Origin of the sequence: Pseudomonas tensinigenes, assembly GCF_014268445.2 — a bacterium.
GTDB classification, from domain to species: Bacteria; Pseudomonadota; Gammaproteobacteria; order Pseudomonadales; family Pseudomonadaceae; genus Aquipseudomonas; species Aquipseudomonas tensinigenes.
In genome coordinates this window covers 2,459,472-2,473,464 of the sequence record NZ_CP077089.1, presented here as the reverse complement: position 1 = coordinate 2,473,464, position 13,993 = coordinate 2,459,472, and the positions used below count along the sequence as shown (strand labels likewise).

At 59.9% G+C, this 13,993-nt stretch carries 10 protein-coding genes; 3 read left to right on the top strand and 7 right to left on the bottom strand.

Annotation, left to right across the window (positions count from 1 at the left end):
- Positions 1-15 precede the first annotated feature (15 nt).
- Complete coding sequence (gene leuD / locus HU718_RS10785; RefSeq protein ID WP_007913445.1) at positions 16-660, bottom strand: 3-isopropylmalate dehydratase small subunit; 645 nt, start codon at positions 658-660, stop codon at positions 16-18.
- An 11-nt stretch (positions 661-671) separates the two neighbouring features.
- Positions 672-2,090, bottom strand: coding sequence for a 3-isopropylmalate dehydratase large subunit (gene leuC, locus HU718_RS10780; protein ID WP_016984527.1), 1,419 nt, complete (start codon positions 2,088-2,090; stop codon positions 672-674).
- A gap of 140 nt (positions 2,091-2,230) precedes the next feature.
- On the opposite strand from leuC, the gene HU718_RS10775 reads away from it, so the two are divergent.
- The 3 genes from HU718_RS10775 to HU718_RS10765 all read left to right on the top strand — a co-directional run bounded on the left by HU718_RS10775 (position 2,231) and on the right by HU718_RS10765 (position 8,246).
- The gene (locus HU718_RS10775; RefSeq protein WP_095123117.1) at positions 2,231-3,115 is read left to right on the top strand and encodes a LysR family transcriptional regulator; all 885 of its coding nucleotides are present in this window, start codon (positions 2,231-2,233) and stop codon (positions 3,113-3,115) included.
- 74 nt (positions 3,116-3,189) lie between these two features.
- Positions 3,190-6,468, top strand: a complete 3,279-nt coding sequence (locus HU718_RS10770) for a sensor domain-containing protein (RefSeq protein ID WP_186613596.1) — start codon at positions 3,190-3,192, stop codon at positions 6,466-6,468.
- 86 nt (positions 6,469-6,554) lie between these two features.
- A complete protein-coding gene (locus HU718_RS10765) occupies positions 6,555-8,246 on the top strand; it encodes a molecular chaperone HscC (RefSeq protein WP_186613598.1) in 1,692 nt (563 codons plus the stop codon).
- Here HU718_RS10765 and HU718_RS10760 read toward each other — a convergent pair.
- The 5 genes from HU718_RS10760 to HU718_RS10740 form a co-directional block, all read right to left on the bottom strand.
- Positions 8,243-10,945 carry a DUF805 domain-containing protein gene (locus HU718_RS10760; RefSeq protein WP_186613600.1) on the bottom strand — a complete coding sequence of 901 codons (2,703 nt, stop codon included), beginning with the start codon at positions 10,943-10,945 and terminating at the stop codon, positions 8,243-8,245. The genes HU718_RS10765 and HU718_RS10760 overlap by 4 nt on opposite strands.
- Positions 10,942-11,637: a DUF1266 domain-containing protein gene (locus HU718_RS10755; protein WP_186613602.1), complete on the bottom strand. Its 696-nt coding sequence runs from the start codon at positions 11,635-11,637 to the stop codon at positions 10,942-10,944. Before HU718_RS10755 ends, HU718_RS10760 begins: the two co-directional genes overlap by 4 nt.
- 188 nt (positions 11,638-11,825) lie before the next feature.
- Positions 11,826-12,272: an Hsp20 family protein gene (locus tag HU718_RS10750; protein WP_007913433.1), complete on the bottom strand. Its 447-nt coding sequence runs from the start codon at positions 12,270-12,272 to the stop codon at positions 11,826-11,828.
- A gap of 121 nt (positions 12,273-12,393) precedes the next feature.
- A complete protein-coding gene (locus HU718_RS10745; protein ID WP_186613604.1) occupies positions 12,394-13,353 on the bottom strand; it encodes a tRNA dihydrouridine synthase in 960 nt (319 codons plus the stop codon).
- Between the two features lie 157 nt (positions 13,354-13,510).
- Positions 13,511-13,960 (bottom strand): acyl-CoA thioesterase, encoded by a 450-nt coding sequence (locus HU718_RS10740; RefSeq protein ID WP_150705729.1) that lies wholly within the window; start codon positions 13,958-13,960, stop codon positions 13,511-13,513.
- Positions 13,961-13,993: the final 33 nt, after the last annotated feature.

Here is a 13,993-nt window from a genome sequence, read left to right as displayed (position 1 = left end):
TCAATCTCGAATCAATCACGCGTCGCGAAACAACCACGGCTGGCTAACCCGATGCTTGGCCTCAAACGTGGCAATCGCATCACCGTCCTGCAAGGTCAGGCCAATATCGTCCAGACCATTCAACAGGCAGTGCTTGCGGAACGCGTCGATCTCAAAGCTGTACACCTTGCCATCCGGACGGGTCACGGTCTGCGCCTGCAGATCGACCTGCAATTGATAACCCGGCTCGGCCTCAACCTGCTTGAACAACTCATCAACTTCAGCGTCGCTCAAGATGATCGGCAACAAGCCGTTCTTGAAGCTGTTGTTAAAGAAGATGTCGGCATAGCTCGGCGCGATGATGCTGCGGAAACCGTATTCTTCCAGGGCCCACGGCGCGTGTTCACGGCTGGAACCGCAACCGAAGTTCTCGCGAGCCAGCAATACGCTGGCGCCTTGATAACGCTCGGCGTTGAGGACGAAGTCCTTGTTCAGCGGGCGCTTGGAGTTGTCCTGATACGGCTGGCCGACATCGAGGTAACGCCATTCATCGAACAGGTTCGGGCCGAAACCGGTGCGCTTGATCGACTTCAAAAACTGTTTCGGAATGATTTGGTCAGTGTCGACGTTGGCACGATCCAAAGGCGCGACAAGACCAGTGTGCTGGGTAAAAGCTTTCATGCTGCGCTCCTTTAAATCAATTCACGAACGTCGATGAAACGACCGTTCACCGCTGCCGCCGCCGCCATGGCCGGGCTGACGAGGTGGGTACGGCCACCGGCACCCTGACGGCCCTCGAAGTTACGGTTGGAGGTCGAGGCGCAATGCTCGCCGGACTCCAAACGGTCCGGGTTCATCGCCAGACACATCGAGCAACCCGGCTCACGCCATTCGAAACCGGCTTCGAGGAAAATCTTGTCGAGACCTTCGGCCTCAGCCTGAGCCTTCACCAGACCCGAGCCCGGCACCACGATCGCTTGCTTGATGGTCGACGCGACTTTGCGGCCCTTGGCAATCACTGCCGCAGCGCGCAAATCTTCGATCCGCGAGTTGGTGCAGGAACCGATGAACACGCGATCCAGCTGAATGTCGGTGATCGCCTGATTGGCGGTCAAACCCATGTATTTCAAGGCACGGACGATCGAGTCGCGTTTGACCAGATCCATCTCTTTGGCCGGATCCGGCACGTTCTGATCAACGGCCAATACCATTTCCGGCGAAGTGCCCCAGCTGACTTGCGGCTTGATCTGCGCGGCGTCGAGTTCAACCACAGTGTCGAACTTGGCGTCGGCGTCGGAAACCAGATCTTTCCAGGCTTCGACAGCCATGTCCCATTCGGCGCCTTTCGGGGCGAATGGACGGCCCTTCACGTAGTCGACGGTTTTCTGATCCGCTGCCACCAGGCCAACGCGGGCGCCGGCTTCGATGGACATGTTGCAGATGGTCATGCGGCCTTCGACGGACAAGTCGCGGATCGCGCTGCCAGCGAATTCGATGGCATGGCCGTTACCGCCGGCGGTGCCGATCTTGCCGATCACTGCGAGGACGATGTCCTTGGCGGTCACGCCGAACGGCAATTGCCCTTCAACGCGCACCAGCATGTTCTTCATTTTCTTCGCAACCAAGCACTGCGTGGCGAGCACATGCTCGACCTCGGAGGTGCCGATACCGTGAGCCAAGGCGCCGAACGCGCCGTGGGTCGAGGTGTGCGAGTCGCCGCAGACCACGGTCATGCCCGGCAAGGTCGCGCCCTGCTCCGGGCTGATCACATGGACGATGCCTTGGCGCACGTCGTTCATTTTGAACTCGACGATGCCGTATTCATCGCAGTTGTCATCGAGGGTCTGAACCTGCAAACGCGAGACCTGGTCGGCAATGGCTTCGATGCCGCCCTTGCGTTCCGGGGTGGTCGGTACGTTGTGATCCGGGGTCGCGATGTTGGCATCGATGCGCCAAGGCTTGCGCCCGGCCAGACGCAGGCCTTCAAAGGCTTGCGGCGAGGTCACTTCGTGAATGATGTGACGATCGATATAGATCAGCGCCGAGCCATCGTCGCGCTGCTTGACCAAATGCGAATCCCAGAGCTTGTCGTAGAGCGTTTTGCCGGCCATCAGACGGTTCCTCATCAGCTTGTTTCTATGCCCTGGGCTTATCAATAACCCTTTGGCTTGTGAGGCCGATCCTATGGGGTTAGATTAAATAACTCAAATTCATATTTTTTATGCTTTGGATAACCAACTGGAATACGAACATGGATCTGGCCAACCTCAACGCTTTTATCGCGATTGCCGAGACCGGCAGCTTCTCCGGCGCCGGCGAACGCCTGCACCTGACGCAGCCGGCGATCAGCAAACGCATCGCCGGGCTGGAGCAGCAATTGAAGGTGCGCCTGTTCGATCGACTGGGCCGTGAAGTCGGTCTGACCGAGGCCGGCCGCGCCCTGCTGCCCCGGGCTTATCAGATTCTCAACGTGCTCGACGACACCCGCCGCGCGCTGACCAATCTGACCGGTGAAGTCAGCGGCCGCCTGACACTGGCCACCAGTCACCACATCGGCTTGCACCGTTTGCCACCGCTTTTACGGGAATTCACACGCCGTTACCCACAAGTGGCGCTGGATATTCAGTTCCTTGATTCGGAAGTGGCCTACGAAGAAATTCTCCACGGCCGTGCCGAACTGGCGGTCATCACCCTGGCGCCTGAGCCACACACACTGGTCAAAGCCACACCGGTGTGGGATGACCCGCTGGATTTCGTGGTCGCCCCGGAGCATTCGCTGATCAGCAATGGCCCGGTCAATCTGGCGGACATCGCCGGTCATCCGGCGGTTTTCCCCGGTGGCAACACCTTCACCCACCATATTGTCCAACGCTTGTTCGAGGCCCAAGGGCTGACGCCGAACATCGCCATGAGCACCAACTACCTGGAAACCATCAAGATGATGGTCTCGATCGGTCTGGCCTGGAGCGTTTTGCCGCGCACCATGCTCGACGAGCAGGTGGCAAGCATCGTATTGCCGGGCATACAGCTCAGTCGCCAGCTAGGCTATATCCTGCACACTGAACGGACGCTCTCGAACGCGGCAAGAGCCTTTATGGCGTTGCTGGATGCACAAATCGATCTGCCAGGGACTTGAGGCCAACTTGTGCTACTCCTATAGAGCCGCTGCCCCTGTGCCTAATGCCACCATCAGCTCAAGGCCTGTCCACAATGCCGAAATCTGTTGACCGAACTCCGCCGATGCCGCGTATTCAGGCGATTGACCCGCGTCATTCCGAGCAGAGCTGGGAGAGTGCGCCGCAATTGCTGGCGGCGCTCAACGGTGCGCGACTCGGCGCCTGGTATTGGGACATCGAGCGCGGGCAGATTAGTTGGTCGCGTGGCACCCAGGCATTGTTCGGCTTCGATCCGCGGCAACCGCTGCCAGCGGATCTCGAATACCTTGATTTGCTGCCACCGGAAGACCGCGCCAAAACCGTTCGCGCCTTCCACGCCGTGATTGCCGGCGCGCCGCTGGAACAAGCGATGCACCACCGCATCCGCTGGCCAGACGGCAGCCTGCACTGGCTGGAGATCAACGGCAGTTTGCTGCCGGACAAAAACGGCCGCCCCCGAATGATCGGGGTGATTCGTGAAATCACCCACCAGCGCCAACGCGAACAGGCCCTGAGCAGCTCGGAGAAACGTTTCGCGACACTTTTTCACCTGTGCCCGAACATGGTCTTGCTGACCCGCCAGGAAGACGGCCTGATCAGCGAAGCCAATCAGTATTTCGAAAGCCTGTTCGGCTGGCCGGTGCAGAGCGCCATCGGCCGTACCACCCTTGAGCTGGGTTTGTGGGTGCATCCGGAGCAACGCGGCGAACTGGTGAAGAAGACCAACACCAAGGGCGAACTGATCAGCATGGAGGTGCAGTTTCGCGCCAGCAACGGGCAGATTCACGACGGCATTCTCAGTGCGCAGAAAGTCGAGCTCGAAGGCCAGCCGTATCTGCTCAGCACCTTCCTCGACACCACCGAACGCAAAGCCGCCGAACACGCCTTGAAGGACAGCCAGGAACGCCTCGACCTGGCGCTGGACTCCGCGCAGCTAGGTACCTGGGACTGGCACATTCCCAGCGGCATGCTCTACGGCTCGGCCCGCGCCGCGCAACTGCACGGGCTCGAACCGATACCGTTTCATGAATCGTTTGAAGAGTTTTTTGAAGGCGTCCCCGGCGAGGAGCGCGACAGCATGCGCGACGCCTACCGCAGCCTGCGCGAAGGCCCGGCGGGCAATTATCAGCTGACCTATCGCGTGCAACTGCCGGACGGCAGTTCGCGCTATCTGGAAAGCCGCGCCCGCCTCTACCGTGACGACAACGGCGCGCCGCTGCGCATGGCCGGCACCTTGCTCGACATCACCGATCAGGTCGAGCGCGAGCAACGGCTGGTGGCCTCGGAAGAGAAATTCGCCACGCTGTTCCAGGTCAGCCCGGACCCGATCTGCGTCACCCGCCAGGACAGTGGCGAGTTCATCGAAATCAATAACAGCTTTACCCAGACCTTCGGCTGGAGCGCCGCCGACGTGATCGGCCACACCGCCGAAGAAATCGGCCTGTGGGACGCATCGGCAAAAAGTCTGCAACGCATCGAAAGGGTTATCCGCGAACAAGGCCTGAGCAATGTCGCGATCATCGTCCAGCACAAGGACGGCCAGTCGCTGACCTGTGTGATCTCCAGCCGACAGATCAGCGTCGGCGATCAGCCCTGCATCGTCACCACCCTGCGCGACATTACCCAGCAGCAGCGCTCGGAAGCAGCGCTGAAAGCCAGTGAGGAGAAATTCGCCAAGGCGTTCCACTCCAGCCCCGACGCGATCACCATCACCGAACGCGACACCGGACGTTATCTGGAGGTCAACGACGGCTTCTGCCGTCTCACTGGCTATCGTGCTGAAGAGGTCGTGGGCAAAACCGTGTATCAGGTGGGTATCTGGGCCGAGGAAAAACAGCGCTCGGCCTTACTCGCCGAGTTACAAATCAAAGGTCGCGTGCACCATCAGGAAATGCTCGGGCGCAACAAACGCGGGGAAATGCTGACGGTGGAGGTCTCGGTCGAACCGATCACGCTAAATGAAACCGCGTGCCTGCTGCTGACCGCGCGGGACGTCAGCCTGTTGAAAAACGCCGAAGCGCAGATTCGCCATCTGGCCTATCACGATCCGCTGACCAACTTGCCCAACCGCGCCCTGCTGATGGATCGCCTGAGCCAGCAGATCGCCCTGCTCAAGCGCCACAACCTGCGCGGCGCCTTGTTATTTCTCGATCTCGATCACTTCAAGCACATCAACGACTCCCTCGGCCATCCGGTCGGGGATACGGTGCTGAAGATCATCACCGCGCGGCTCGAAGCCAGTGTGCGCATGGAAGATACGGTCGCACGCCTCGGCGGCGACGAATTTGTCGTGCTGCTCAGCGGTCTCGAAGGCTCGCGCAATGAAGTCAGCACGCAAGTGCGCAATCTGGCCGACACCCTGCGCGAATTGCTCTCGGAACCGATGTTCCTCGACGGCCAGCGCCTGCAAGTGACGCCGAGCATAGGTGTGGCGCTGATTCCCGATCATGGCTCAACGCCGACCGACCTGCTCAAACGCGCCGACATTGCTCTGTACCGGGCCAAGGATTCCGGGCGCAACACCACGCAGATGTATCACAACACCATGCAGAAGGCCGCCAGCGAACGGCTGCGCATGGAGACCGACCTGCGTCTGGCGCTGTCGCGCGGTGAATTCAACGTGCACTTTCAACCGCAAATCGATGCCCGCGACAACCGCATCATCGGCGCCGAAGCCCTGGTGCGCTGGAATCACCCGGAGCTGGGCGCGCAGTCACCCACCGAGTTCATCAAGGTGCTGGAGGACAGCGGCCTGATTCTCGAAGTCGGCACGTGGATCCTTGATGAAGCCTGCAATGCGTTCAAACAACTGATTGCGCTGAAACTGGTCGACCCGCTGAATTTCAGCCTGTGCGTGAACATCAGCCCGCGCCAGTTCCGCCAGAACGATTTTGTCGAGCGCATCGAACACAGCATGAGCAGCCATGGCCTGCCCTGCTCGCTGCTGAAACTGGAAATCACCGAAGGCATCGTCATCCAGAATCTGGAAGACACCATCAGCAAAATGCGCCGCCTGAAAAAGCTCGGCGTGAGCTTCGCCATGGATGACTTCGGCACCGGTTATTCGTCGCTGACTTACCTCAAGCGGCTACCGGTGGATACGCTGAAAATCGATCAGTCGTTTATCCGCGATGCGACCACTGACCCCAATGATGCCGAGATCATTCGCGCGATTGTCGCCATGGCGCGCAGCCTCGAGCTGGAGGTGATTGCCGAAGGCGTGGAAACCCCCGAACAACTGGCGTTCCTGCAAGGTTTGGGCTGCCATTTGTATCAGGGTTATCTGCACAGTCGACCGGTTGCGCTGGAGAATCTGAAAAAGCTCCTGCCATAACCGGTGCACGTTGCAACAGACGCGCAATTGCCACGGTTTGCGGCAACCTGTAGGGTCGCGTTTTTTGCGCCGTTTCGAGATCTGACATGCAGGATGCAACCCTTCCCCGCCCGGCTTTGCTGGGCATCGACCTTGGCACTACCAACAGCCTGATCGCCGTCTGGCAGGACGGTCAGGCCCGACTGATTCCCAACGCTCTGGGCGATGTGCTGACGCCCTCGGTGATCAGCCTCGATGAAGACGACACCATTCTGGTCGGCAAAGCCGCCCGCGCCCGCCTGACTACGCACCCCGAGCGCAGCGCTGCAGCGTTCAAGCGTTTCATGGGCAGCGATAAACAAGTCCAGCTCGGCGCACGTCAGTTCAGTCCGGAAGAGTTGTCGGCGCTGGTGCTCGGCTCACTCAAGCAGGACGCCGAAGCCTTTCTCGGCCACCCGGTGTCGGAAGCGGTGATTTCCGTCCCGGCGTATTTCAGCGATGAACAACGCAAACGCACGCTGTTCTCCGCCGAACTGGCCGGGCTCTCGGTGACGCGCCTGATCAACGAACCGACGGCCGCCGCCATGGCTTACGGACTGCATGAGCAGAAATTCGAACGCACGCTGATCTTCGATCTCGGCGGCGGCACCTTCGACGTCACGGTGCTGGAATACGCCTTGCCACTGATCGAAGTGCACGCCTCCACCGGCGACAACTTTCTCGGCGGTGAAGACTTCACCGCCGCCCTGTTGCAGGCCTGCCTGAAACACTGGCAACTGACCCCGGCCATGGTCGATGCGCAAAGCATGGCCAGCCTCGGTGATGCCCTTGAGCAGCTCAAATGCAAACTCGGCGAAGGCACTCAACACCTGAGCTGGCGCTACGCCGACAAGACCTTCGAATGGTCACTGGACGAAGCCGCTGCGGTAAAAATCTGGGAACCGTTGCTAGCGCGTTTGCGCGCGCCAATCGAACAAGCGCTGCGCGATGCTCGACTCAAGCCCCGCGACCTCGACAGCCTGGTGCTGGTCGGTGGCGCCACGCGCATGCCAGCGGTGCAGCAAATGGTCGCCACGCTGTTCGGGCGCCTGCCTTACCGGCATCTTGATCCGGATACCATTGTTGCGTTGGGGGCGGCGACGCAAGCAGCGTGCAAGGCGCGCGACGGGGCGGTCGAAGAGTTGATTCTGACGGATGTCTGCCCGTATACGCTGGGGATTGCGACCATGCGTGGCGAAGACATCAAAGGTGCCTTCTCGCCCATCATCGAACGTAACACCATCATTCCGACGTCAAGGGTGGAGCGCTATTACACCACCCAACCTAAGCAAACAGTGCTGCGCATCGCTGTCTATCAGGGTGAGCGGCCGTGGGTGTGCGACAACATTCTGATTGATGCTTTCGATGTCACGTTGACGCCTACTCAACACATCCAGGAACTGGACGTGCGCTTCAGCTATGACATCAACGGTTTGCTCGAAGTCGACGTCACCCTGCTCGAAACCGGCGAGCGTCACAGTCACAGCATCGACCGCAGCCCCACAGGTCTGGATGAGCAAGCGCGCCGCGACAGCCATAACCGGCTGTCGACGCTGAAGGTCCATCCACGCGATGCACTGCCCAACCGCACATTGCTGGCTCGTCTGGAGCGGGCATGGATGCAGAGTCTGGGCGAGCAACGCGAGCACATTGCCGAATGGCTGCACAACTTCACCAGCGTGCTCAGCGGCCAGCAACCCGCGGAGATTGCCAGCCAGCGCTCAGAGCTGAACAAGGCGCTGGATCAACTGCGTCTCTAGCCGTTGAGCCGCCGCAAGGCAGCCTGCAGGCCGCCGGACAGCGTCTCGCTATCGCCGCTGTCCGGCGGCACACCATAGCGGTTGGGCAACTTGTCACCGGCAAGTCCGAACAACACCAACGGCAAAAATGGCAGAACCGGCGTCAGCGCCATGAAGATCAGCAACGTCGGAATGCCCCGCCCCATGTCGTGCAAGCGACGCAGAATGGCGCCGAACACCAGCAGCACGCCCAATAACAGGATAAGGATGCCAGCGCCCGTGGTGCCACTGATCAGCCCTGCCACCGGCGCAATCACCAAACACCCCAAGACCTGAGCGATAAAAGCCTTGCGCCCCAACCGCGAGCCGAGACGCCAGATCGCTGTCGCCGGTACCGGCTGCACATCGCTTTTCGCCAGCAGTAATCGTTCCGACCAGGACAATATCGCGCAAAGGGCCAGGCGCAACCCAACACTGTTCTGCACATCGTCCTTGCCCTGTTGCAGTTGGCGCAGGACGCGCGTTTTCGGCACCCCGGCGGCGCCATAACGAATCAAGCCCTTGAGCGCATCCAGCGCCTCGTACGCCAGCAGTTTGTCGACAGCAAAATACGTCAGCACTTTGCGCGGCGGCCACACCGGTTCGCCCTTGATCAAACCGTCGCGGAAGCCTTCGAACCATTCATCCTCACAACTGATTGCCGCAATCGATTGCAACAATGCGCGATGCTGCTCGGCACTCAGGCTCGGGTCGTGATAGAGCACGCCCCAGAACATCATCAAACCCAGCAAATCGTCGCCGCATGCCGCACGATCACTTTCGAGGCAGGTGTAAAGCAGGGTATTGGCAGGCAACCGGACACTGTCGAGTGCCTGCTCTACGCTGAACAATTGCTGCACCAACAAACCGTGCACCGGATCATTGCCTTGCAGCCATCCGAGCAAACCGTTGCAATTGCCTTGCTCGCGCAGCAAGCGCCGCAGCAGTGGCTGCAGTCGACTCAAAGGATGAGCCTGATTGAATGACAGGCGCTCAAGGCACTGCGCGTCAATCAACTGCAACCAGCGTTCGGGTTGTTCCAGCAACGCCAGCAAAAACAAAGTCTGCGCATGCCACTCCCAAGTGGCCTCACCCAGCCCCACCGGTGGCAACTGAATCCCGCGCCGGCTCAACTGCAGAATCAAATCGAGTTCGGACAAGTCGCAATCATCTTTGACCGCGGCCAGCGTGAACGCGTCTGCCAGTCGTTCCAGCGCAGCGTCGCTGTAAGGCCGCAAGCGACGCAACCACAGACGACAGACCTTGTGCGGCTCGCCGTCGGTCAGCACCTGCGGCAATGGCCGCGCACTTGAATCCGCGTCACCGAAAGCGCCCATGGCCAGTGCAATCGGTGCCCTGCGCAACCAGCGCAAGTGTTGCTCGGCCTGATATTTGAATCCGCTCATCACCAGGCTTTCGAGGGCATCGATCGGCAACGGTGCATCCACAATCTGCTGCAACAATGCTGTATCACCGCGATGCAGCGCCCAGGCGTGGCGGTACAGATGCAGTAATCGGCTGTCGGCATTTTCGCCCAGCAATTGCGCGAGCAAGGGCAGTTCATCACCGCTCATGCGCCAATCGACAAAACTGTGCGCAAGGCTCTCAAGCTTTAACCGCCCGACACCCAGCCAACGGTTCAGCGTCTCGGGATGTTGTGACGGACAGCCATACACCTGGGCGTCATCGCCAAGATCCTCTGGCCAGGCAGAAATACCCTGCAGGCGATCGAATGCCTGAATCAACAGCGGCAGAAAAGTCGGCTGGCGCTTGGCACACAGCTCCAGCAGACGACTTTCCGCCATCGGATGGCGATGCTCGTTCCACAGTCGGATCCAGCACGGCAATGCCTGATCGTCCTGGCCCAGCAGACTGTTCTGACACGCCAACAGGTAAAGCCAATCGACATCATCCGGTGCAGCAAGCTGCTGTTCGATACAGCACTGCAAAAACGTCGGCGCGCCAATACCTGCCTGAGTGAACTGCACCAACAGACGCTTGAGAAACGCGGCATCATCCGGCAACGGCAGACAGGTGTGCTGACTGGCGAAGTCGGCGAACTCCTGCAGTGGGCGCTGGTTGAAGATGAAGTCGAGGCTACGGGCGTACCACAGCGATTCAGTCTGGGCTGCCTCTGACCATGTGCTCATCAGATCCGTATCAAACGGGTCCGGCGTTTCGATTCGCTGGAGAAAGAACCCCACCTGATGCGCGTCGTCGAAGCCCAGATCCAGCAACTGTTGATTCCAGGCCATACGCTTGGCCAACAGATTCGCGCAGCGGTACGACAACGGACCGGCGTCGGCCATCCGGTGGTACAGCGGCCAGCTGAGCTCATCGAGCACGTCCAGCGACAGCTCATCCAGCCCTCGGACAAAGGCCTGCCACGCGGCGAAATTGAACCGGCGCGCGGGATCATCCAGCAGCTCGCAGAACTCCCCGAACACTGGAGGGACCTCAACGACAGTCTGTTCTGAGGCCTGGGACTCGTACTCGTCCTGGGGCTCTTCTTCCTCATCTTCACGCGCCAGACGCATGGCGTTTTCGTAGGCCATGCGCAGCGCCTGGAAGCCTTGCGGGTCGGTCTCCGGGTGATGTGCCGGCAAGCGTGCGCGGTAGGCGTTGCGAATCAGGGTTTCGTCGTTAGTAGGCTCGATGCCCAGGCGGATCCAGCAACTCATGACCAGTCGAACTCCTTGAGCGATGCCGGGCGTGGCGGCAAATCGATTTCCATATGCCACGGCAAATCAGCCAGAAACTGAGAGATGTTCGCCGCAAGGCCACGGGCAATCCGCACGTTAAGGGCGCTGGCGCCTTGTCGATCGAGTTCGCGCGCCAGCTCATCGTCGCTGGCGCTCAGGCAGGACCAAAAGGTCCGGCCCACCACAAAACCGTCGAAGTAAGCCATCCAGCTACCGTAGTGAAATTGCGCTCTGAGGGCCAAACGACTGTGCAGCCAGTTGCTTTCGTCTAGGTCGATCCACTGATTGCGCACCGCGCAACGCAAGAGAAAACCCATGCGGCCATAGTCCCAGGACAGTATCCCGCCCGGCCCGCAACTGCCGAACGTGCGACTGGCAAACTCATGCAGGATGCGTTCGCGGGGGGAGAGATCGTCCAGCAAGGCCTGCCATTCACTCGGCAGACAACGCTGCCACGCCAAGTACGCCGCGCTGAGGTGCTTGGCATGGCCGTCGTCGGTCATCCGTACGAGCATGTCGAACAGCTGGCCACGGTCATCGATCCCCCAACTGTCCTGCAGATCAATGTAGCGATCATTGCAGAACGCCGGGTCGTCGTAGCTGGCGCCGGTATTGATCGCCGCCATGGGTGCAGACAGGGCGCACAGCCAGCGCTGTTGAATCTCGTCCATGAAAAAAGGCTCCAGGCCGACCGGTGAGGAATGGGGGTCGGCAAAACTGCCGCGGATTGTAGAGAAACCGCCGCCAGCGGCAAAGTCGTACAGCGCTTTTCTTGCGCGCACAAAAAAGGCCCCGACGTATCGGGGCCTTCATTCAGCGGCTCATCGCCTGTTCAGACGATTGTGTTGCGGCGCATGACTCAGTGCTGCAGCGCCGGCTTCTGCGTCCCGTTGATCGGGATGCGTTTGGCTTTCGCCTCTTCCGGGATCACGCGCAACAGGTCGATGCTCAGCAGACCGTTGCTCAGATCGGCAGCCTTGATCTCGATGTGATCGGCCAGACGGAAGGACAGCTTGAACGCACGCTGGGCGATGCCCTGGTGCAGGAAGGTCACGCCTTCGTTGGCATCACGCTTGCCGCCACTGATGGTCAGCACACCTTTTTCGACTTGCAGTTCCAGGTCTTCTTCCTGGAAACCGGCTGCCGCTACGACGATGCGGTATTGATCATCACCGTGTTTTTCGACGTTGTAAGGTGGGTAGCTGCTGCCTGGCTCATTGCGCAGGGCGGTTTCGAACAGGTCGTTGAAACGGTCGAAACCTACCGAGGAACGGAACAGTGGCGCGAGGGAAAATGCAGTACTCATGGTTCAAATCTCCTGAAAACAATCAGCAAGGTTTTTTGATTCCGCGACCCGAATTCGGCATCGCGTAACCCTTAGATAAGGACCGCTGAAATGATTTCAAGAGACTATTTGCAGATTTTTTTCAGGCCGCTTCGGCGACCGGCAGACCGAGCAAACGCGAGACGTGATCCGGCTCAGTTTCACGGCGCAGCACGGTAAACAGCTCGGCAGCCTCGGGATAATTGCGCGTGAGCATCGCCAGCCATTGCTTCAAACGGCCCGGCGATTGGCGTGAGGTCATCTGCGCTTTGGCTTGCAGCCAGAAGTCCTGGATCAGCGGCATCAGCTCGGCCCAGCTCATCTCGACGACTTCTTCACCGGCGCGGGCGGCAGCGATCTGTTTGGCCAGATCCGGGCGCGACACCAGACCGCGACCGAGCATGATGTCTTCCACGCCACTGATTTCGCGGCAACGCCGCCAGTCTTCGACGCTCCAGATATCGCCGTTGGCGAACACCGGGACTTTGACCACGTCCTGCACTCGCGGAATCCACTCCCAGTGTGCTGGTGGTTTGTAGCCGTCCATTTTCGTACGGGCGTGAACCACGATGTGCTCGGCGCCGCCCTCAGCCAATGCCGTGGCGCAGACCAGCGAACCGTCGGGGCTATCGAAGCCCAGGCGCATTTTTGCGGTGACGGGAATGTGCGCGGGTACGGCGCGGCGCACGTGTTCGACGATCTGGTTGAGCAGTTCCGGCTCTTTCAGCAGCACGGCGCCGCCACGGGATTTGTTAACGGTCTTGGCCGGGCAGCCGAAGTTCAAGTCAATGACCTCGGAGCCGAGTTCGCAGGCCAGTGCAGCGTTTTCCGCCAGACAAACCGGGTCGGAACCAAGCAATTGCACGCGCAATGGCACACCGGACGCAGTGCGGGCACCGTTGAGCAGCTCCGGGCCGAACTTGTGAAAATAGGCCGGCGTGAGCAACTGGTCGTTGACGCGAATGAATTCGGTCACGCACCAATCGATGCCGCCAACGCGGGTCAGCACGTCGCGGAGAATGTCGTCGACCAACCCCTCCATGGGCGCCAGAGCAATTTGCATGGGAAAACACTACTTGAAGAAAAACGTGCGGCAGTTTACTGGATATCGCAAGAAATCGCAGAAACCTTGTGGGAGCGAGCCTGCTCGCGAAAGCGGCGGGTCAGCCATGCATATATCAACTGAAAGACTGCATTCGCGAGCAGGCTCGCTCCCACATTTAGATTTGGGCGGTATCCGGGATCTGGATAGCCGGGCCATAGCCCTCAATGAACTCGACCGGCATGCGCTTCGGCTTGCCCGTGGACAGCTCAATGCAGACAAACGTAGTCTGCGCACGCAGCAGCGTGGTGTTGTCACTCGGACGCTTGAGCTGGAAATGCCGGGTCATTTTCAGGCGCTGATCCCAATCGACGATCCAGGTCGCCAATTGCAACTCGTCGCCCTCATAGGCGGCGGCCAGATAATCGATTTCGTGACGAACCACGGCCATCGCCCGATCCAGGCGCCGATATTCGACCAGATCCAGACCCAGACGCTGCGAGTGGCGCCAGGCGCAGCGCTCGAGCCAGGTCACGTACACGGCGTTATTCGCGTGGCCCAGCCCGTCGATATCTTCAGCGCCTACTTGCAGATCAATGGTAAACGGCGTTGCCCGATCCCAACCCATGCCCCACTCCCGGTCAAAGTATTCAACCGGAGC

Excerpts from the sequence above, each read along its gene's own strand:
- HU718_RS10750 (WP_007913433.1), bottom strand. The coding sequence starts at position 12,272 with ATGAGTACTGCATTTTCCCTCGCGCCACTGTTCCGTTCCTCGGTAGGT.
- HU718_RS10755 (WP_186613602.1), bottom strand. The coding sequence starts at position 11,637 with ATGGACGAGATTCAACAGCGCTGGCTGTGCGCCCTGTCTGCACCCATG.
- HU718_RS10760 (WP_186613600.1), bottom strand. The coding sequence starts at position 10,945 with ATGAGTTGCTGGATCCGCCTGGGCATCGAGCCTACTAACGACGAAACC.
- HU718_RS10775 (WP_095123117.1), top strand. The coding sequence starts at position 2,231 with ATGGATCTGGCCAACCTCAACGCTTTTATCGCGATTGCCGAGACCGGC.
- HU718_RS10770 (WP_186613596.1), top strand. The coding sequence starts at position 3,190 with ATGCCGAAATCTGTTGACCGAACTCCGCCGATGCCGCGTATTCAGGCG.
- HU718_RS10765 (WP_186613598.1), top strand. The coding sequence starts at position 6,555 with ATGCAGGATGCAACCCTTCCCCGCCCGGCTTTGCTGGGCATCGACCTT.
- HU718_RS10740 (WP_150705729.1), bottom strand. The coding sequence starts at position 13,960 with ATGGGTTGGGATCGGGCAACGCCGTTTACCATTGATCTGCAAGTAGGC.
- leuC (WP_016984527.1), bottom strand. The coding sequence starts at position 2,090 with ATGGCCGGCAAAACGCTCTACGACAAGCTCTGGGATTCGCATTTGGTC.
- leuD (WP_007913445.1), bottom strand. The coding sequence starts at position 660 with ATGAAAGCTTTTACCCAGCACACTGGTCTTGTCGCGCCTTTGGATCGT.
- HU718_RS10745 (WP_186613604.1), bottom strand. The coding sequence starts at position 13,353 with ATGCAAATTGCTCTGGCGCCCATGGAGGGGTTGGTCGACGACATTCTC.